21 protein-coding genes and 1 pseudogene are annotated in these 19,459 nt (G+C 62.4%); 11 read left to right on the plus strand and 11 right to left on the minus strand.

Features of this window, described 5'->3' with window-relative positions; translation table 11 throughout:
* Positions 1–88 precede the first annotated feature (88 nt).
* From F9K07_RS09250 to F9K07_RS09275, 6 genes are all read left to right on the plus strand, one after another.
* The gene (locus tag F9K07_RS09250) at positions 89–853 is read left to right on the plus strand and encodes an SDR family NAD(P)-dependent oxidoreductase (protein ID WP_159591825.1); all 765 of its coding nucleotides are present in this window, start codon (positions 89–91) and stop codon (positions 851–853) included.
* Between the two features lie 108 nt (positions 854–961).
* Complete coding sequence (locus tag F9K07_RS09255) at positions 962–1,786, plus strand: phytanoyl-CoA dioxygenase family protein (protein WP_159591828.1); 825 nt, start codon at positions 962–964, stop codon at positions 1,784–1,786.
* A gap of 76 nt (positions 1,787–1,862) precedes the next feature.
* Complete coding sequence (locus tag F9K07_RS09260; RefSeq protein ID WP_159591831.1) at positions 1,863–2,873, plus strand: zinc-dependent alcohol dehydrogenase family protein; 1,011 nt, start codon at positions 1,863–1,865, stop codon at positions 2,871–2,873.
* A gap of 37 nt (positions 2,874–2,910) precedes the next feature.
* Positions 2,911–3,894 (plus strand): Bug family tripartite tricarboxylate transporter substrate binding protein, encoded by a 984-nt coding sequence (locus F9K07_RS09265; protein WP_159591834.1) that lies wholly within the window; start codon positions 2,911–2,913, stop codon positions 3,892–3,894.
* Between the two features lie 42 nt (positions 3,895–3,936).
* The gene (locus F9K07_RS09270; protein ID WP_159591837.1) at positions 3,937–4,401 is read left to right on the plus strand and encodes an MmgE/PrpD family protein; all 465 of its coding nucleotides are present in this window, start codon (positions 3,937–3,939) and stop codon (positions 4,399–4,401) included.
* Positions 4,402–4,511: 110 nt separating this feature from the next.
* On the plus strand, positions 4,512–4,652 hold the full coding sequence (locus tag F9K07_RS09275) for a hypothetical protein (protein WP_159591840.1): 141 nt from the start codon (positions 4,512–4,514) through the stop codon (positions 4,650–4,652).
* A gap of 16 nt (positions 4,653–4,668) precedes the next feature.
* Here the strand turns inward: F9K07_RS09275 and F9K07_RS09280 are convergent, their stop codons facing one another.
* On the minus strand, positions 4,669–5,553 hold the full coding sequence (locus F9K07_RS09280) for a LysR substrate-binding domain-containing protein (protein WP_236581985.1): 885 nt from the start codon (positions 5,551–5,553) through the stop codon (positions 4,669–4,671).
* 113 nt (positions 5,554–5,666) lie between these two features.
* Positions 5,667–5,984: pseudogene (locus tag F9K07_RS09285) on the minus strand (hypothetical protein); the annotation flags it as partial.
* A gap of 153 nt (positions 5,985–6,137) precedes the next feature.
* On the opposite strand from F9K07_RS09285, the gene F9K07_RS09290 reads away from it, so the two are divergent.
* Complete coding sequence (locus tag F9K07_RS09290) at positions 6,138–7,049, plus strand: bifunctional GNAT family N-acetyltransferase/nucleoside diphosphate kinase regulator (RefSeq protein ID WP_159591846.1); 912 nt, start codon at positions 6,138–6,140, stop codon at positions 7,047–7,049.
* Positions 7,050–7,059: 10 nt separating this feature from the next.
* Here F9K07_RS09290 and F9K07_RS09295 read toward each other — a convergent pair whose 3' ends face one another.
* Together F9K07_RS09295 and uraD are read right to left on the minus strand one after the other, a co-directional pair.
* Positions 7,060–8,043, minus strand: coding sequence for a Bug family tripartite tricarboxylate transporter substrate binding protein (locus F9K07_RS09295; RefSeq protein ID WP_159591849.1), 984 nt, complete (start codon positions 8,041–8,043; stop codon positions 7,060–7,062).
* A gap of 29 nt (positions 8,044–8,072) precedes the next feature.
* Positions 8,073–8,615 carry a 2-oxo-4-hydroxy-4-carboxy-5-ureidoimidazoline decarboxylase gene (gene uraD, locus F9K07_RS09300; protein WP_159591852.1) on the minus strand — a complete coding sequence of 181 codons (543 nt, stop codon included), beginning with the start codon at positions 8,613–8,615 and terminating at the stop codon, positions 8,073–8,075.
* Between the two features lie 114 nt (positions 8,616–8,729).
* On the opposite strand from uraD, the gene F9K07_RS09305 reads away from it, so the two are divergent.
* The 3 genes from F9K07_RS09305 (at position 8,730) to F9K07_RS09315 (ending at position 11,522) form a co-directional block, all read left to right on the plus strand.
* On the plus strand, positions 8,730–9,662 hold the full coding sequence (locus F9K07_RS09305) for a LysR family transcriptional regulator (RefSeq protein ID WP_159591855.1): 933 nt from the start codon (positions 8,730–8,732) through the stop codon (positions 9,660–9,662).
* Positions 9,663–9,788: 126 nt separating this feature from the next.
* Positions 9,789–10,439: a flavin reductase family protein gene (locus tag F9K07_RS09310; RefSeq protein WP_159591858.1), complete on the plus strand. Its 651-nt coding sequence runs from the start codon at positions 9,789–9,791 to the stop codon at positions 10,437–10,439.
* 72 nt (positions 10,440–10,511) lie between these two features.
* Positions 10,512–11,522 carry a Bug family tripartite tricarboxylate transporter substrate binding protein gene (locus F9K07_RS09315; RefSeq protein ID WP_159591861.1) on the plus strand — a complete coding sequence of 337 codons (1,011 nt, stop codon included), beginning with the start codon at positions 10,512–10,514 and terminating at the stop codon, positions 11,520–11,522.
* A gap of 21 nt (positions 11,523–11,543) precedes the next feature.
* On the opposite strand, the gene F9K07_RS09320 is transcribed toward F9K07_RS09315, so the two are convergent.
* Positions 11,544–11,795, minus strand: a complete 252-nt coding sequence (locus F9K07_RS09320; protein ID WP_159591864.1) for a hypothetical protein — start codon at positions 11,793–11,795, stop codon at positions 11,544–11,546.
* 556 nt (positions 11,796–12,351) lie between these two features.
* Between F9K07_RS09320 and F9K07_RS09325 the strand changes: the two genes are divergently transcribed.
* Complete coding sequence (locus tag F9K07_RS09325; protein WP_159596879.1) at positions 12,352–12,861, plus strand: DUF1993 domain-containing protein; 510 nt, start codon at positions 12,352–12,354, stop codon at positions 12,859–12,861.
* A 224-nt stretch (positions 12,862–13,085) separates the two neighbouring features.
* Here F9K07_RS09325 and F9K07_RS09330 read toward each other — a convergent pair whose 3' ends face one another.
* The 6 genes from F9K07_RS09330 to F9K07_RS09355 all read right to left on the minus strand — a co-directional run bounded on the left by F9K07_RS09330 (position 13,086) and on the right by F9K07_RS09355 (position 19,178).
* On the minus strand, positions 13,086–13,337 hold the full coding sequence (locus F9K07_RS09330) for a hypothetical protein (protein ID WP_159591867.1): 252 nt from the start codon (positions 13,335–13,337) through the stop codon (positions 13,086–13,088).
* Between the two features lie 551 nt (positions 13,338–13,888).
* Positions 13,889–15,529, minus strand: coding sequence for a TIGR02391 family protein (locus F9K07_RS09335; protein WP_159591871.1), 1,641 nt, complete (start codon positions 15,527–15,529; stop codon positions 13,889–13,891).
* On the minus strand, positions 15,513–16,571 hold the full coding sequence (locus F9K07_RS09340) for a DNA cytosine methyltransferase (RefSeq protein WP_159591874.1): 1,059 nt from the start codon (positions 16,569–16,571) through the stop codon (positions 15,513–15,515). Before F9K07_RS09340 ends, F9K07_RS09335 begins: the two co-directional genes overlap by 17 nt.
* A 182-nt stretch (positions 16,572–16,753) precedes the next feature.
* Complete coding sequence (locus F9K07_RS09345) at positions 16,754–17,590, minus strand: urease accessory protein UreD (protein WP_159591877.1); 837 nt, start codon at positions 17,588–17,590, stop codon at positions 16,754–16,756.
* A gap of 71 nt (positions 17,591–17,661) precedes the next feature.
* Positions 17,662–18,147 carry a nucleoside deaminase gene (locus F9K07_RS09350; RefSeq protein WP_159591880.1) on the minus strand — a complete coding sequence of 162 codons (486 nt, stop codon included), beginning with the start codon at positions 18,145–18,147 and terminating at the stop codon, positions 17,662–17,664.
* Positions 18,144–19,178 (minus strand): ABC transporter substrate-binding protein, encoded by a 1,035-nt coding sequence (locus F9K07_RS09355; protein WP_159591883.1) that lies wholly within the window; start codon positions 19,176–19,178, stop codon positions 18,144–18,146. The genes F9K07_RS09350 and F9K07_RS09355 overlap by 4 nt, the downstream gene beginning before the upstream one ends.
* Positions 19,179–19,459 lie beyond the last annotated feature (281 nt).

A 19,459-nucleotide genomic window follows, 5' to 3' on the forward strand; every position in this document is an offset into this window, starting at 1 on the left:
CACGCCTGCGTTTCCTGTCCGGCGTGGCGAACAGACGCCCCGCTGGGTTCTTTTCCTCGGCCACGTGCTTGTGGCATTGCGAGAATCCATGACCGATCCCATCACCATCATCACCGGGGGCGCATCGGGCGTAGGCCAGGCGACGGCTGTGGCGCTGGCCGGGCGTGGCCATACCGTTGTTGTCGCCGACTTTGACGGCGCGGGGGCGCAAGCGACGGCATCCATGATCCGCAGCCGGGGTGGCAAGGCCACGCATTGCCAGCTCGATGTCTGCAACCCGGACGAGGCCAGCGATCTGGTCGCACGCACAGTACGTGACTTCGGTGCGCTGGACTATGCGGTCAACAGCGCAGGCGTGGAAGGTCCGCGAATGCCGTTGATCGACTGCGATGCCGACGCATGGGCCCGCACCGTCGCGGTGAACCTGACGGGCGTATTCCACTGCATGAAGTACCAGATCGCGGCCATGCTGGATGCGGGCGCGGGCGCGGGCTCGATCGTCAACATTGGTTCAACGTCATCGATGAAGGGCGTTGCGAAGGCGTCTGCGTACGCTGCCACCAAACATGCGCTGGTCGGATTGACCAAGTCCGCGGCTCTGGAAGTCGCGAACCGCAACGTGCGCGTGAATCTCGTTTGCCCCGGCTCCTTTCTCACGCCGATGAGCATGCGCCTGGGTGGGGAGCGTGCCGAGGAGACCATCGCGCAACGCACGCCCATGCACAGGGTCGGGTCCATGGACGAGATCATCAGTCCCATCCTGTGGCTGTGCTCGCCGGATTCGTCCTTCTGTACGGGCAGCGTTGTGACCGTCGACGGCGGCAGGTTGGCGGGGGAGATGCTGAAGATGTAGCAACGCGTTCCCCCGGCTTAAGTTTACGGGCCTCATCTCTCGCGCGGCATCGCAATGGACCTTCCTGCGCCGATCCGCGGTTCCTTCCACTTTCACCCCTACAGACACATGACAACCACACACGCAGAGACACCTATACGTGACACCTCGCGGGACGCGCATCTGGCAGCGACCTACGCCGAGAGGGGCTGGATTCAATTGCCGAACCTGGTCGGTGCGGGCGAGCTCGCGACCATCAGGGCGTTGATCGAGGAGGCGGACCGTGGCGGCCGCTTCTCGGTCCCCAAGACCGGCGTTCAAGCCGATCAAGCCTTGCCGGAGTACCACAAGACCATGCGCGTGCTGCGCCGCCTGTGGACGGACTATCCGGAAGTCGAAGCCCTGTGCCGGCGGATCGGTCGGCTGGTCGGTGATGTCACTGGCTGGTCCAGTACGCGGCTCTGGAGCGACAGGGTGTTCATCAAGCCCGGGAAGAAGGTGGGTAGTCGACCGACCATCTGGCACCAGGATCTCCCCAAGATCCCGATCGACAGGCGGGGCTTCACGACGGTGTGGATCACCCTGAGCGACCTCCCCGCGACCAAGGGGGCCATGACTTTCCTGAACGGCTCGCATCACCTCGGCCCTCTGGGCGCCACCGCACAGCTTGGGGGGGAATCGGACCTGTCGGAGCTGTTGCGGGAACAGGACTGGAACCTGGTTTCGGGTTGCACCACGGCCGCACCGCTGGTCGCCGGGGATGCCACGATGCATGCGGGGCTGACGCTGCACCGCGCGCAGGCGAACGTGGAGGAGGAAGACCGTGTTGTGCTGGCCATTTCGTACGTGGACGGGAATGCGCTGTACACGGGCGGTGCCAATCCCGTCACCGACAACCTGGGCATGGCGCCCTACAAGCGGATGGAGCACGCCACGATGCCCATCGTCGCCTAGGCACGAGCGACCGCCAACGCGCCGTTCACACCACACCGCCTTTCGAGAACCGAACCGCCGTAGCCATGCAGACCCCATGAAAGCAGTGCAACTGAATTCCTTCGAGCGCCGTCCCGGCTGGATCGCTGTGGTCGACATTCCCGATCCCGTCGTGATCGGCCCGGGCGAGGTGGAGGTGGCGATCCTTGCGAGTCCCATCAACCCCTCCGACGTCCTGCGGCTGTCCGGTGGTTACTTTCACCCCATGGCGCTGCCCTTCCAGCCGGGCGCCGAAGGCGTCGGCCGCGTCGTCCGCGTCGGGTTGCAGGTTGCCGGTCTGGCGGCGGGCGACCTTGTGATCATGCTCACCGCCGGCAACTGGGTGCAGCGCAGGGTGCTACCTGCTGCAGCCGTGCACAAGGTTCCCGCGGCTGCGGACCTCACCCAGCTCGCGATGCTTTTGGTCAACCCGGGGACGGCCTGGATGATGCTTCACCATGTCCGGGCCCTCACGCCGGGCGACTGGATCATTCAGAACGCCGCGAATTCCGCCGTCGGCAGACTGGTCATACGGTTCGCGAGGGAACTTGGCTGCAAGACGATCAACGTCGTGCGGGCAAAGGCGGCAGCCGACGCTGTCGAGAGGGCAGGTGGCGACCTCGTCTTGGTGGATGGCCCGGACCTGCTGCGGCGCATGGAGGAGGTCGTTGGCCGATCGAAGGTCCGGCTCGGCCTCGATGCGATTGCCGGGGCCGCCACAGGCCGTATCGCCGCATGCCTGGGTGTGGGTGCGCATCTGGTCACCTACGGCATGCTCAGCGGGGAAGACTGCCAGATACCCGTTGGCGTGCTGATCGGCAGCGAACTGACTTGTGTCGGGCTCAGGCTCCGCGGGGAGGTGATGCGCTCCATCGACATGTCAAAAACCTACGACGCGCTGGCTCAGCGGCTGCTTGCCGGCGAGCGCTTCAACGACGTGGGTGGTACCTGTGCCCTTGAGGACATCGACGATGTCCTCGCCCAGCTGCCGGCGGCGCTGGGTGGAAAGATCCTGCTGCTGCCCAACGGACCCCTGCCGGCGTGCACTCCCGTCACGCCGGCATCTTGATGGATCGAACTTCCATTTTTCATAAAGGAGACAAACGATGACATTCGATCGACGCACCCTGCTGTCCCAGGGCATGGTGGTTCTCTGCGGACACCTTGCACCTGGCCTGGCACGCGCCCAGAGTTTTCCCACCAGGCCCCTGCGCCTCGTGTTTCCCGCAGCGGCGGGGACGGCAGGCGACATCGCAACGCGCGCCATCGGCGAGAAACTCGCAGAACGGCTGGGCCAGCCGGTGGTGGTCGAGAACAAGCCCGGGGGCAACGGCATCATCGGGCTGCAGAGTGCCCTGCAGTCGCCGGCCGATGGCCACACCATGTTCGTGGGGTACAGCGGTGTGGCGGTGGTCAATCGCTACATTTACCGCAACCTGTCGTACGACATGGAACGGGACTTCATGCCGGTCAGCCTGGCGGTCACGGTGCCGCTGGCGCTCGCGGTCAATGCCGACCTGAACATCGGCACGCTCGAGGAACTGGTCGCACGTGCGAAGGCCGAACCCGGAAAGATGACCTATGGATCGGTCTATTCATACTCCACGACACACCTGGCGATGGTGTCCTTCGAGCAGGCTGCGGGTATCAACGTCCGGCAGATTCCCTTCAGCCTGGCCGGCAACATGACGTCCGAACTGCTGGCAGGCCGGCTGGACATGGCTTTCGATACCCTGCCGACGCTGCGTGCGCACCTGAGCAAGGGCCGGTACCGCCTGGTCGGCGTGACCAGCAAGGAACGCTCGGCCCTGCTGCCGGACGTGCCTTCCATTGCCGAGTCGGGGTATCCCGGCTACCAGGCCATCATCTTCTATGGATTCTTCGTGAAGGCGGGCACGCCGCCGGCCGTCGTGCAGACGCTGGCCACAAATATTGCGGAGATCCTGAAGGACCCAGGCATCCGCCAGAGACTTGTCGCTCTCGGCATTCGTCCCGAGGGTTCTACGCCCTCAGGGTTCTCGGATTTCCTGCGGGCAGAGCACGCGTTCTGGAATCCCGTGATCACCAAGGCAAACTTCCCGCCGCAATAGCGCGAACGCCCGGCGGCGGAGGAAGACCTGAAGGAGAAGCGCATGTCGGTGGCATCCACGCTCGCGGAGTTCGTGCACCAGTCGCGCTGGGAGCAGCTTCCTGTGCCCGTGCAGCATGAAGCTTCGCGGGTGCTCATCAATTGGATCGGATGCTGCTACGGAGGAGCACGGCACGCGGCCGTGACCACCGCACTGCCCATGCTGGCAGGACTGGCCGAGAGAGGATCCTGCACGGTATTGGGCCACCCCGTGCGACTGGGCCCGCTCGACGCTGCGCTGGCCTTCGACGACACGCATCTGCCGTCGATCACGCACCCTTCCGCGCCCACGGTGGCGGCCATGCTGGCCTATGCGCAGACGCGCGTCCGCCATGGGCATCGGCGCCTGCCATGCGGGGGGCTTTCGCGCCAGCTATGCATCGATGTGCAGCGCATTCATTCCCGTCAATGCGGCCAAGGGCGGCATCTTCTCGGCGATGCTGGCCTCACAGGGCTTCATCTGCAGTGACGCCTGGGTCGAAGCGAAGAATGGTTTCCTGGATGTGCTCGGCACCGCTTCGCAGTGGGCTGCGGCCTATCTCTCGTGTCCGCCCGTTCCTCGGTTCACCGGGAAACCCGTTGTCTGACGAACAACTCGTGGCGAAGTACCTGGCGCAGACCATTCCTGCCGTGGGTGTGGAACGCGCCCGCCGCATCCTGGAGCGTTGCTGGCGTCTTGCGGACGTCGGTGACGTGGGCGAGGCACTGCACATGCTGTGATGGGACCGCCTTCTGCCTAATCCAGTACCGCGGGTGCCACCAGTTCGACGAACCTTCTGGCATGCGGGCTGAGCAGTACGTCCTTTCGCAGGCCCAAGTACATTTCGACGGGCGGAAACAGGTGGCTGACGTCGATCGCGGCCAGGCCTTCGTCGGCGTCTTCGCTGAAGGCAGGCCGTACCACGATGGCAATACCCAGCCCGCACTTCACGTACGTCTTCATGATGTCGGTGTCCTGCGTCGTCAGCGCAATGCGTGGCTTGAGCATCTGCGCGTCGAAGGTGTTCATGATCTGGTCATGCGCGAAGAAGTGCTTGTCGTAGGTGATCAGAGGCAGAGCGGCAATGTCCGAGATCGATACCGGCGTCTTCTGAAGGATCGGGTGGTCCACCGGGGCCACCAAAACCCGATCCAACGTGCCGAACTTGCGTAGCTCTACGTCCGCAGAAATATCCGCCAGGGGGACCGAGAGGGAGATGTCGGCCTCTCCGCTGGCTATCCATTCCGAGATCTGCGACTGGTTGCCTTGGTGCAACTGCAGTTCGACCAGAGGAAACTCGGCGATGAAGCGCTCGATGACGCTTGGCAAAAGGTAGCGCGCGTGCGTTTGGGATGTCGCGATGCAGAGGCGCCCGCATTCTCCGGACACATAGCGTGCTGCCACCGTGTGCAGATCGCTCACACGTGCCAGCAACTGCTCGATCAGGGGCACCAGCGCCTGCCCTGCGGGGGACAACGCGACAAAGCGGTTCTTGTTGCGCACGAAGATTTCCACACCCAGCGCCTTTTCCACATCGGCGACGTGGCGGCTGAGGCCGGGCTGGGTGGCGAACAGCGTGGCAGCGGCCTTGGTTACGGAAAAATTCGAGGCGACGATCGCGGCAACCGATCGCAACTCCACCAGCTTCAATGTCATTCACCGGCCTCTGAGGGTGAGGGAGTCGTGGGGACGCAGGACCTTAGCATCAAACGCTTGACGAGGCAATGAAGGTCGCCCCAGGTAACCTGTCCCCTTCAGCAGTACTTCAGCCCCGCACTGCCGCTCATCTTCAACTGCTCGACACTGCACCCACGCGTGCCGTGCGACGAGTTCCACGACGCGTTGGCCACCGGGTCGGGGTTGGTGCCGGCGCGGTCGTGGTGGCCCACCATGGCCGAGCCGCCCTCGCTACGGGTCCAGTTGCCGCAGGTGGTGTCTTTGCCGGGCTCGGGCACGGCCAGGGTGCCGTTGGGGCGCGAGCCGGTGAGGATGTCGTGCCGGTTGACCGCATCGCCGAAGCCGGTGACGACCTCACCCTTCTCGGTCAGCGAGGTGCTCTTGCCCAGCTCAGCGACAAGCCAAGACATCACCCGTGTCGTGGTCGTCTCCATGACCCTGAATTCACCCAGGCTCGCGCAACTGCCTACAATCCCGGCTTCCCCTGAAAGAACCGTCATGGCCGAAGCCATGAAAGGCTTTCATCCTTGCAACCAATCGTGGTGAAGATGAACCCGCCTTTCATTTCTCTCTGCCCGGAGATCACACGGGCCAACGCATTGACGCTGATGGACTGGCTGGAAGACGAGAGCGTCACCCGCCACCTGAGCGATTCGCGCAACGTCTCCCGCTTCATCGAGCAAGTCATCGGCCGTGTCCAGCTGCCGATCCTGACCCATCTGTTCAACCAGGGCGGCAGGTTCTTCATGGCCTGCGACCGCCACGATGTTCCCGTGGGTTTCGTGCGCCTGGTCAAGGCGGGGCGCGACTGCGAAATGGTGCTCGTCATCGGCAAGCGCGACAACTGGGGCCGCAAGCTCGGCACCACCGCGATCCGCGAAGCCATGAAGCTCGCTTTCTTCGACGTGCGGGCCGACAAGCTCATTGCCAAGATCCACGCGGAGAACGGGCGCTCGTTGAAGGCCTTCCAGAACTGCGGCTTCCAGCTGGAAAGCCAGACGCCTTCCCTGCAGTCGTTCGCCATGACGTCGGAGCGCTACCTGCGCCTCTTGCGCGAAACCCCTTCGGATTCCCGCGCCGAGATCACCATTACCGAATTCGACAAGGCCCGGCTGCGGGACCTGGTCGAGATCGAGCACCCGTCGGCGATTTTTGAACTGGAGCACGAGATGGAGCGCGCCACCGTCGTCGAACCGCAGCAAGTGGCGCGAGACGTCGTCACGATGAACTCCCGGGCCGTGCTGCAGCTGGACGACGAAGAAAGGGAGGTGGCCCTGGTCTATCCCCAAGACGCGGACGGCAGCGAAGACAAGCTCTCGGTGTTCTCCGACGTCGGCACCGCCATCCTGGGCTTCAAGGAAGGCGACGCCTTTCACTGGCGCATGTCGCAGCGCACGTGCCGCGTGCGCATCCGCAAAGTGCTGTACCAGCCGGAAGCGGCGGGGGATTTCCACCTGTAGCGTCGACACCTCACTGAGGCTGCAAACCCGCCGCCTTCACCAGCTTGGCGTGCATCAGACTCTCTTCCGCGATCGTCTTGGCGAACTGCTCGGGCGTGGTGGCAGCCACGTCCATGCCGGCATCGCGCAACTGGTTGCGCACCTCCTCACTGGCCAGGATGGCGTGGATCTGGCGGTTCAGCTGCTCGACGATGGGGCGCGGTGTGCGTGCCGGCGCCAGGATGCCGATCCAGGTCTGGAATTCGACGTTGGGAATACCGGCTTCGCGCATGGTGGGCACATCGGGAATCAAGGGCGATCGCTGCTCGGACATGATGCCCAGCGCCACCAGCTTGCCGGCTTTCACATGCGGCAATGCCTCGGGCAGCGGCGCAAACAAAACGTCCACACTGCCGCCGAGCAAGTCGTTGATCGCCAGCGCGCCACCCTTGTAAGGCACGTGCGTCATGCGCACCTTGGCGCCCATCTCGAACAGCAACGCCGCCAGGTGCTGGGGGCTGCCATCGCCCGATGAGGCGTAGTTGACGGAAGTGGGCTTCTCCTTCGACGCAGCCACCACCGCACCCGCCGTGGCGAACTTGTTGCGGTCCCGCACCACCAGCACGATGGACTGGTTGGCCAACTTGGTGATCGGTGCGAAGTCGGTCTGCGCGTCGTAGGGCATCTCTTTGAAGATGTGCTGGTTGGTGGTGAGGAACGACGCGGACGTCGTCAACAGCGTGTAGCCGTCCGCCGGCGCCTTGGCCACCACGGGCAGTCCAATGCGACCCGAGGCGCCGCCCCGGTTGTCCACCACGAAGGGCTGCCCGGTCACCGCCGCCAGCTTCTGGCCCACCAGGCGCGTGATCATGTCCACACCGCCACCAGCGGGCAGCGGCACCAGCACCTTCACAGCTTTGTCGGGGTAGGTGCCTTGCGCCATCACGGGCGCAGCGGCGGTGCTCAGCAGGCCTATGGCACAGGCCAGCAGGGAAAGACGGCGAAGGTGGTTCATGGGGCAGCTCCAGTTCAGGTGTGGTGAGGTCAGGTCAAGGCGGTCGGGGTAGCAGAAACTATGCGGGCCTCCAGACGAAGCCGTGTGATGGCCGCGATCTCGTCGAGCGCCGCGGCCAGCTCGGTCGTGCGGTCGTGCTGCAGGCGCTGTTCGAAAGCACGCAGCGCCGACTCGCGCGTGTGGCGCCGGATGCAAAGAATGAAAGGAAAACCAAAGCGCGTGCGGTAAGCCTGGTTCAGCGCGTCCCAGCGCTCGGCTTCGGCATCCGACAGACTGGCCAGTGACAGCGTGCCTTGCTCAGCCACCGAGTCTGCCGTCATGCTGCCGCGCCGGGCATCGGCCCCGGCCAGCTCCGGGTGACCGGCGTAGAAAGCCACACGGGCCGGCTCGTCCAGCGCCGCCACCACGTCCACCATCGCCTGGTGCAGCGCGGCGACGCTGGCAAATGGCCGCTGATCCACGACGCGCGCAGCGACCCAAGGTGCGTGTTCCCAGATGTCGGCCATGGCGGCGGCAAAGGCCTGCGCCGAGCAAGTGTTCAATTCGTCGAGTGTTTGTGGTGGCTGGGTCATGGAAGGCATCGTAGGCAGCTGCTGCGTTGCCGTCCATTTCAGAATTGGCTTGGTTGCGTTCGCAAAATCAGTATGATTTGTCGGCCCTTACTGCCGGCCCCCAACGCTCGTTCCATGCCTCATTCCCTCGTTCCCGCCAGTCTGCGTTACGCCGATCAGGTCGTGCGTTCGGGCTCGATCCAGAAGGCCGCGCGGGAACTGCACGTGGCAGCATCGGCCATCAACCGGCAGATCCTTCAGCTCGAAGACGAACTGGGTACGCCGCTGTTTGAACGCCTGCCGCGCGGCATGCGGCTCACGCCCTCGGGCGAAGCGGTCATCGCCATGGTGCGGCGCTGGCGCCAGGACGAACGCCAGCTCGCGGCCGAGGTGCGGCGCCTGCAGGGTGTGCACCAGGGCGTGGTGGCACTCGCCGCCATGGACAGCATGTCCACCGGCGTGCTCCCGCGCCTGGTCGACGACCTCAGCCGCTCGCACCCCTTGATCAGCCTGTCCGTCGAACTGGCCACGCCCGATGACGCGGAGGTCTCGCTCATGGGCGGCAAAGCCGATCTGGCCGCCATCTTCAACCTGGCGCCACGCCGCGAGCTGCTGGTGCTGTGGAAGGAGGTTCTGCCGCTGGGTTGCGTGGTCGCACCCGGGCATGCGCTGGCGGCGCGTGGCAGCGTGAGCCTTCAGCAAGCCACGGCCTACCCCGTGGCACTGCAAAGCCGCGCGATCACCATACGGCGGCACCTGGAGGCGCAGTACAACTGGCTGTTCAAGGAGCCGCGCCGCTTCGTGGAAAGCAATTCGCTGCAGCTGGTGAAGCAACTGGCCATGGGCGGGCAGCACGTGATGTTCACGTCCGAACTCGACGCCGCCGCCGAGCTGGCCGACGGCCGCCTGGTGTTCCTGCCCATACGCGACCGCGGCGCCGAGCCGCAGGCCATCAGCGTGGCCGTGGACGCGGCCCATCCACCGGGCCCGATCGTGAAGCTGGTCGCCGAACGCCTGGTCGCCGTGTTGCAAGAGAGCCTGGAGGCAGCGCGCGCCGCCCGGCGCTGAGCGGCCTGTCTTCCCGGGCCCCGTGGGCCAGCTTTCCGGCCCACGAAACATCCCAAATTTTCCCTGGCCGTCGCGGCCCGACGACGCCAACATCGTCTCTTTCTCCCAGCAGCGAAGAGACATACTTTGGAATCCCAGCGCTATGCCTGCGTCGATGGTGAACAGCTCGACACGGAGACCGCCTACCGCCTGATCGTCGGCTGCGTCGCACCGCGGCCCATTGCCTGGATCACCTCGGTCGACGACGCCGGCCGTGTCAACGCCGCGCCGTTCAGCTCCTACAACTACGTGGCCACCAGCCCGCCCATGGTCGCCATCAACATCGCGCGCCGCGCGGTGGGTGGGGCCACCAAAGACACGGCGCGCAACATCGAGCGCAGCCGATCGTTCGTGGTCAACGTGGCCACCGAAGCCCACATGGAGCTCATGCACCGCTGCGGCCAGGAATACCCGCCCGATGTGAGCGAGGCCGAAGCTTTGGGCCTGCCGCTGCTGCCCAGCCGCCACGTGGCCGCGCCGCGCATCGCGCTCTCCCCGGTGCAGATGGAATGCCGGCTCGACCAGATCGTCAAGCTCGGGCGCGGCGTGAACACGCTCTACATCGGCGAGGTCGTCGCTTTCCACTTGCGCGACGATGTATTCGACGGTCACCGCGTCGACAGCGTGCGCATGCGCCCCATCGCCCGCCTCGGCGGCCCGTTCTACGCCGCGCTCGGCGACATCTTCGAGCGTCCCATGCTGCAAAAGCCACCTGGCGGTGAAGGCTGGAGTGGCTGAGCGTCGGCCCTGCGCGAGCACCCACGTCGCTGGGCCACTGGATCCCCCAAGTTGACCAAGGAGACCTTCGTTATGGCATTCCCATCCCCGAACCCGTTCCCATCTCTTCACCGCCGCGCGTGCGTTGTCGGCGCGGCAGCGCTGGCCCTCTCGGCCGCCGTGCCGCTCGCGCAGGCGCAGCAGCGCGGCTACCCCAGCCACATCATCACGCTGGTGCACCCCTATGCGGCAGGCGGCAGCGCCGATGCCTTGGCGCGCGGTCTGGCTCAGCAGCTGGAGCAACGCCTGAAAATCTCGGTGATCGTCGAAGCCAAGGCCGGCGGTGCGGCCACCATCGGCACGGGCTTCGTCGCCCGTGCCAAACCCGATGGCTACACACTGGCCCTCAGCACCTCGGCCGGCCACGTGGTGACACCGTTGATGCAGAAGATCCCTTATGACGGGGTGGAAGACTTCGCCTTCATCGCGGTCGTGGCCAACCAGCCCAACGTGCTCGTGGTCAACCCGTCGCTGGGCATCGACAACGTGCAGACCCTGATTGCCCAGGCGAAGAAAGACCCGAGCAAGTTCAACTTTGCCTCGGCGGGCGCGGGCGGTGCCACCCACCTTGGGGCCGAAGCCGTGTGGCAGCGCGCGGGGCTCAAGATGACGCACGTGCCCTATGCCGGCGCCGCGCCCGCCCTGAAAGACCTGGTGGGTGGGCAGGTGCAGGTCGCCATGCTCAACGTGTCAGCCACCTTGCCGCTCATCGAGGCCGGGCGCATCAAGGCGCTGGCCTATGGCGCCGCGCAACGATCGCCACTGTTGCCCAACGTGCCCACGCTGGCCGAGGTGGGCTTTGCGGGCGCCGAGGTGTCCACCTGGTACACGCTGGCCGCGCCCAAAGGCACACCACCCGAGGTCATTGAAACGCTGCGCCGCGCCGTGGCCGAAGCCAACGCCGACCCCGCCTACCAGAAGCTGCTGGCCGGGCAGGGCGCAGAGCGCATGGAACTCTCGCCGGCGGAGACCACGGCTTTCGTGCGGCGCGACAAGGAGAACATGTCCAAGCTGCTGGAAACGTTGAACCTGCTCAGCCGTTGATGCACGGCCGGGGTTGCGTGGCTACCGCGCCTGCATCGCGTTGCAAGCCGCGTTCATTTGCGCTTGCGCGTGCAACACCACCATGGCATCGGCCGCCGCATCCACGCGCCGGCGCAAGTCGGCGTTGAGCGAGTACAGCAGCTCGCCCAACTGATCGCGCGAAGCGGACAAGCTGGCGTGTTCCTCGTCCGCGTACTCGGGCGACACCAGCCGCTCCAGCGCGGTGAACGCCTTGCACAGCCGCGAGAGTTCGGTGACGCGATCGCTGGCCATGCCGGCCAGCCAGATGACTTGCGCATCCGCTGGCGTGGTGGTGGGCCGTGGTTGGCTGGGTACCGGTGAGGGTGGGGCTGTGCGTGTGGATCTTGTTGTGTGCCGCACTGGATTGCTCCGCGCAGCGCGCGGGCTGCCTGAGGTGACGGGCTCGTGATTGCTTGCCATGCTTGTGGCTCCCTGAAGTCATTGCCGTTAGGACAACCGCCGCCCCTCACTTGATGAAGGGCGGCGGCCCGAACGGGTTGGACTACCGGGAACCTGCTGCCAGAACCGGCGAGCCGTTAGGCTCCCCGCCCGAGCCGCCAAAACGGAGACACGAGCGAAGAAGCCGCAGACCCTGCGGAGAAGAAGTGCTGCGGCTTTCGCTACAGCGGGTTCGGCGGGAGTCCAATCCCGATCAAGCAGATCTTTGCTTGACGGGCGGAGTATAGCCAGAGGATGAATAGACAGCCCTTCAAGATGGCTCACCCGGTGCTGTTAGCCTTCCATGGTCGGCAGAGCCTCTGCCCATGCCAACCCCGGCGATCGTGCCCAACTCGAAAGTGAATTCAATATGACAAGCCCACTGTATAGCGCCTCCGTTCCCGTCCTGAAGCAGATGCTGCGCGCCCTGTCCGACGTGCTCAAGAAGGCTGAAGAACACGCGACACAAAAGAACATCGATCCCAACGCGCTACTCCAGGCGCGGTTGTTCCCCGACATGTTTCCGCTGCTGCGTCAGGTTCAGATCGCTGCAGATTTCTCCAAGGGCATTGCGTCGCGCCTGGCGGGTGCCGAGGTGCCGTCCTGGCCCGACACGGAGGTCAACTTCGCAGACCTGCAAACCTTGATTGCCAAGGCCTTGGCCCATATGGACGCCCTCAAGGCCGAGCAGTTTGATGCCAGTGAGAGCCGCGAGATCGTGCTGCGCCCCGGCACACCCAAGGAAAAGAAGCTGACCGCGAGCACCTATCTTCTGAACTATGGCCTGCCGCAGTTTTTCTTCCACGTGACCACCGCGTATGCGATCTTGCGCCACAACGGTGTTGAGATCGGCAAGCGCGACTACATGGGTTCCTACTAAAGCCGTTCGCTCAAGCGCAGTCGCTCGGGCGGCTGCCGCGTGACAGCAATTCGAGTCTCCATCGCGGGAAGTTTCAGCCTACTGTGATGGATGGCGGTGCGGTTCGCAGCCAGGATAACAATGGACTCCAGCGGCAGCCATCCCAGTTGCGCGCCAGGCTCAAACTTGACCGCGTTGCTGGAAACGTTGACCTGCTCAGCCGTCAATGGCGCTGGGCGATGTGGCTATCGCGCCAGCGTCGCGTTGCACGCGGCGTTCATTTGCGCTTGCGCGTGCAACACCACCATGGCATCGGCCGCCGCATCCACGCGCCGGCGCAAGTCGGCGTTGAGCGAGGACAGCAGCTCGCCCAACTGATCGCGCGAAGCGGACAAGCTGGCGTGTTCCTCGTCCGCGTACTCGGGCGACACCAGCCGCTCCAGCGCGGTGAAGGCCTTGCACAGCCGCGAGAGCTCGGCGACGCGATCGCTGGCCATGCCGGCCAACCAGATGACTTGCGCATCCGCTTGCGTGGTGATGGGCCTTGGTTGGCAGGGTACCGGTGAGGGTGGCGATATGCGTGCGCGCCTCATTGGATTGCTCCGCGTAGCGCGGGGCTGCATGAGGTGACGGTTTTGTAGTTGCGTGCCATGCTTGTGGCTCCCTGAAGTCATTGCCGTTTAGGACAACCGCCGCCCCTTTTTTGATGAGGGGCGGCGGCCCGAACAGGTTGGTCTTACCGGGCAGATATCACAAGAACCGGCGAGCCCGAAGGCTCCCCACCCGGGCCGCCAAAAAGGGGCACGAGCGAAGAAGCCGCAGACTCTGCGGGGCATGTCTGCGGCTTTCGCGTGATATCTGCCTACGGGAGACCAATCCCGATCAAGCTGTGTGCTTGACGGGCGGAGTATAGCTAGCGTTGCGATCTGAGGATGGAGAACTGTGGATAGTCTGGAATGCCACCGGACGCGCGAAGTTATCTAGTGCTTGGGCGGGTAGCACGCACCAGTGTGACCGTGTCGATGTCCTCGCATTCAACAAGCGCGCGTCAAGGTGCTGCTTTCTGCGAAGATGCATAGTCGAGCTTTCCCGCGAGATAGGAAACTAAGCTTAGAATGTTTAGGCAATCTAATTCAGATATAAGCTCGGGAATTACCGAATTAATTGGTGCATGATTCACCGGGTTTCGAAAGCCCTGCATTAATCCTCGCGTTAGATGCGCTTGGCCATGCTGCATATTACGAAAAGACTCTGTGGTCAAGTCATTGATAGGTACAACTGGGGGTTGCGTTATCTGGTTGTTTTGCTTGTCGTACTGGTGCCCGAAGAGAGTTGCCAGATCCGTTCCGTCCAGATCCTTTTTTGACAACTGACGCAATTTCTCGGCATACAGTTTTGCCCCTTGGTCAGCAGCGTGCCCATATTGAGCATTTTTATAGTACTGTTCAACTCCTGCCTTAATGGTATCGTGAAGGTGACGCCAATGGAGCAATGGATACTCAGGAACAATCCGGTAGAGCGCCTGAAGAACCGGAGCAAACGTCTCCGACACTTCTTCGCTATCTCCCATCTTTTTTACGATGGTTTCAACAGATTCGCGGATGTCGCCCGGGAGGGTGGTAAACCAATCGGTGGTGTTTATTCCTGTGACTTTTTCGACATCTTTCTCCTTGCTCGTGGTGCGCTGCCTGCGCCAATCATGACCAACAGCGGTCATTATCTTGGAAAGGTAATTCCTCAATAGAGACATCTCCGGATGATCCCAGTTTAGAGATTGTCGATTTGTGGAAATTACATCTTCGTCTAGTAAGTCTATGAAATCGGCTTCTATCCAACCTGTTAAATATTGATAGAAGTGACTAGACGTACTTTCCGAAAAATATTCTGGCGCATTCACCAGCTTGCCTCTAGAAAACAAGGACACGCCTCGCATGCCTGAGCTGGGCGGGATTGGTGTTTTTGCGGTAATGAGAGATAGTTTGAGTCTTCCGTGGTATGGATCATCGGGTTTTATTAGATCAGTTTCGGACCAGTGAAACTGCTGCTCGATGTTCTTGTACCTGCGTTCATTCGTAACCTCTGCGGTTTTACCTGTTGAATCCTTCAAAGAAATCTTGAAAGTGTTGTCAACAGAGAAGATTTTCGACAGACTATCGGCTATTGCCTCTAGGTCAAAGCCAGTACGTCGCTTCAACTCTGATAATTGAATTATCGTCCCATTTGATCTTGTAGTTTTTTGGTCTGTTATTTCAATCTTTGGGTTGTAGGTTTCATCGGAGGCAAGAAGGTCATGCCAATCGAGTTTGAAACGATTCTGCAATCCATTGTGCACGGTGTCTACAGTGATTTCCTTGGCGAGACCGAAAAGAGCTAGCTTTCCCAATCCCTTTTTACCGGTTGGCAATCGCTGGTAGTTCTTAGAAGGAGTGTCGCCGTCGAGATGTCGCCGGTTTCTCCCAATTACCAAAAACTTTTTTTGAATATCCTCGAGTGACATTCCCAGTCCGTCATCGTAGACAGTGATTGCTTTCGGAGTGCCATTTTGCTCAAAGAATTCGAGGGAAACGACGCTTGCATCTGCGTCGTATGAGTTAGAAATAAGTTCGGCAAGAGCAGGAGGTAGCGTTGAATACATCCTCACGCCTAGGTGCTCAATTGTCTTTGGGTCAAACTTAAGTTCCAGCGTCATTCGAAATTTCCTTGAGATGTTGCAGGTACTCTTGGGCGTGTCGTCTAATAAATTCTGGAGGCAGTGCGTTACCGATCATAAGAGCGACATGATCTTTGCCCTTATTAAGGAGGAATTGATAGGTCGAAGGAAATGACTGTAAGAGGGCGGCTTCACGCAGAGTAATCGCTCGATCCTCCACCGGATGGATAAATCTACCTTTTGACGGGTTGTGGCATCCTCCAGTCATCGTTGGGGCGACGTCATCCCAACGCATTCTTCCATAGACATCGCGATAGCTACCTTCTTGACGCTTATGACATTCGAGCCAATAACGCCTGGGGATTTCGTGCCTCGAACCACCGTCTTTAGGTACTAGAGAGATAATTTCCTGGACCTTCTTGCTGCGGCTTTCACCGAGATCATGGAGAAGATCGCCACTTTCTCCTGCAGGCAAAAGGTGTGCGATTGCCGCACGAACTGTGACCTTATCTTGCACTTTTTTAGGGCTCGGGATCGAGCCGTAACGAGATGCTTTAATGAGAAGTCTTTTGCGTCTCTGCGGCACTCCATAATCAGCAGCATCCTTTATCTGAATAAACTCATCGTCAATGATGTACCCAAGTGCATCTAACTCTTTTTTGAGCTTTTCAATTCGCCAGTCGCGGGCTAACGCCGGGACATTCTCCAGCATTATGGTCTTCGGTAGTGCTAACGCGACTACCCTGAGAAATTCGAATATTAGATTGTTCCGATCATCATCTTTTACCGCCGCTCTATTCCTTGTTCCCTGGGTTGAAAACCCTTGGCAAGGAGGGCACCCGGCAAGTAAGTCAAGATCGCCAGGCTTTAATTTGTGCTTCCTCAGAAGATTTTCTACTGAAATATCGCGGATGTCCTGCTCGTAGACGATGGACTTTGGATGGTTTACTCTGTACGTCTCGGCTGCAGTAGGATTGATTTCGATGCCGGCGATAACCTTAAAGCCTGCATTAGATAGGCCTAACGAAAGACCTCCTGCTCCGCAAAATAGATCAATAGCTTTAAATACTCGCTGACGCATGTTCGACCTGAGTTCCAAGAATTTATATCGGCACTGCCGTGAGTCTGAATGTTAGCGTTGCTACCGAGGAAAACATCGGCACTCCGAGAAAATTTCATATTGCCGTCTTATTCAGTGGGCTCCGCAAGATTCGTCTCGTTTGGGCTTGAGCATGCGCAAAATTTTGCAGCGTAAGCCACCCACTACACCCTCCAAATCCGAGGCGCCTCACTCCCCAACCCCCAAGCCTCAGCCCGCAACACCGCCCACACCCGCTGAAACAAGCCCATCAAAGGCTCTACCAGCGGCGCCACCCCACGCACCACCAGCATCTGCGCATTCGGGCAAGTCGCACCGGCCTGCAGGTCATCGTCGCCACACCCATCCACCACCACCCGCACAGCGTCCAGCAACGCCTCACGCCGCTCCCGCGTGACTGCTGTGCCACAAGCGAACCACAGCGTGCCCAACGCCCGCTGTCCGTTCAACCCCAAGGGCGATGACAACAGCCGCGTGTCCGCCGCGTCGATGCGCGAGCGCTCCAGCCACAGGCCCGGCACTTCCAGGTGTTGCAGAAACGAGCCGCGATCAAACGGCTGGCCCGCCGTGGGCAGGCCGAGCGCGCACACGTCCCATCCGATCATTTCCGCGCCTTCGCCGAGCGTGGCTTTCAACACGTTGTGCGCTTCACAGCCCGGGTAGGCAATGGATTCCAGCGGCAGCCATTCCAGCCGCGCGCGGGGCTCCAGCGTGAGAGCCACCTGTTGGGTCGCGGTGGCGCCCTCGGTGCGGTAGAAGCGCGTGGCACCGGGGGTGGATACGAGGCCGTGCGCGCCAGCGTCGGCCCGCACCGTGATGTCCAGCGTGTCACCACCCACCAGCCCGCCGGGCGGGTGCACGATCACGTTGTGGCAGATGCCGCTGCCTTCGGGGTACAGGCTCTTCAGGATGCGCAACGGCCCGGTGTGCGTGTGCCTAAGCACGGTGCGTTGGGCGTTGTCGCGTTGGTAGTGCAGATCGAGTTGGGCGTGCCAGGGCATGCGGCGAGTGTACGGGTCGGGTGTGCGTCCAATGGCCGTGAGGTGCCCATCAAGAGCCTATCCAGAGCCCATCAAGGCTGCCAGAAACCCAGATGCGGTTCGCTCGCTTCGTCCACCAGGACCGGGCCGATGCACTCGATAGGGTGGGGCGAGGCGGCGAACACGTCGCGGCACGAGAGTTCGGCGTCGCGCTGTTCGGCGCGCTCGCCCCGGAAAACACGCAGGCGCACCGCGTCGATGCCGAACACCACGCGCCCGATGTTGCTCCAGAAGATCGCGCCCGCGCACATCACGCAGGGCTCGGCGGACGAATACAGCGTGGCGCGCGACAAAGTCTCGCGGTCCACCGCGGGGCTCACCTGGCGCACGGCGTTGGTCTCGGCGTGGCCGGTGCAGTCGCCGGTTTCGCTGGTGTTGCACCACGCTTCGGCGAGCACGCGGTCGTCGTCGCCGACGACCACCGCGCCAAAGGGGCGGTTGCCCCTCTCGCGCGCCACGCGCGACCAGCCGATGGCCTGGCGCAGGTAGGCGCCGTCGCGTTCGCTCAGCGCGTTCATGCCGCTTTCACCGCGCGCTCGCCAGCGGCGGGCAGCATGGCGCGGTTGAACACGCCTTCCACACCGGGACGGGCCTTGAGGCCGAACACGTCCACCACTTCGTCCACCTGCTGTTCCAGCGTGCGCTTGAACACATCGCCCAGGCCGTGGCTTTGCGTGTCGGCAGCGGCGATGTAGCGCTGCGTGATGCGCCAGCGCTCCAGCTCCACGGCTTCGTTGAGGATGGGCTCGCGCAGCTTGGCCGCCGCAATGGCGGCAACCGGGTCGCGCATGCTTTCCTGGATGGCGCGGTTGGTGGCGCGCAGGAAGCCGGCCACGGCGGCAGGGTTCTGCGTGATCATCTGGTTGCTCGCGAGGATGGCGTTGCCGTACAGGTTCACGCCAGCGCTGGTGTATTCGAGGATGGCGAGTTCGTCGAGCTTCATGCGTGCGAACAAAGACACGGCCGAATCGTGGAAGTAGGTGGCGCCGTCCACGTCGCCGCGCACGACGACGTTGTCGCGCGAGGCGAAGTCGGTGGTGGACCACTGGAAGAAGTTGTCCTTCACGCGCAGCTTGCGCGCCACCAGAGGCCACGCGCGGCGGGTGGACTCGACGGCGGCGGCGGCGATCTTCTTGCCTTCGAGGCTGCGGAAGTCGCTGGTGATGCCACGGTCCTTGCGGCCGATGATCGCAAAGGGTGCGCGGTTGTAGTACTGGTACACGGCCTGCACCACAGGGGTGCCCGCTTGCTGGGCCTGGAACTCGATGAGGGAGCTGATGTCGCCCAGGCCCATCTGGTACACACCGCTGGCAATGCGCGTGATGGACGCGACCGAACCGGAGCCCACGTCGATGCTCACGTCCAGGCCTTCGTCCTTGTAGTAGCCCTTGCTCTGTGCGAGGAAGAAAGGCGCGGTCTGTCCGGTGATGCGGAAGTCGAGCGTGAACTTGATTGGGGTAGGCTTGCCCGCGCCTTGCGCCCAGAGGGCGGGTGCGGCGAGTGCCGACACAGCGGCAGCGGAAGAGGCGAAGAAGTGACGGCGTTGCATGTCGAAGCTCCAATGAAAAGATCTTGCGTGAACCCGCTGCGACGCATGGCCGCAGGGGACTGGCAAGAGCAATTTCCGGGCGGGTGCATGAACGGGCACGCGCTGAACGCTTCTACTCTGCAAGGCGCCGGTATGCACGAGCCGTGCCAATACGCAGGCTTCAAAACGGTGCGACGCAAAACCCGCGCGACGTGGTCTGCGTTTTGCTAGCATGCGCACCCAGAGTAGAAGCGTTCAGCGCCGCGCCACGCGGGGCAGGAAATTGCTCTTGAGATTCCTCA

The organism is Hydrogenophaga sp. BPS33 (genome assembly GCF_009859475.1).
Classification (GTDB): Bacteria; Pseudomonadota; Gammaproteobacteria; order Burkholderiales; family Burkholderiaceae_C; genus Hydrogenophaga.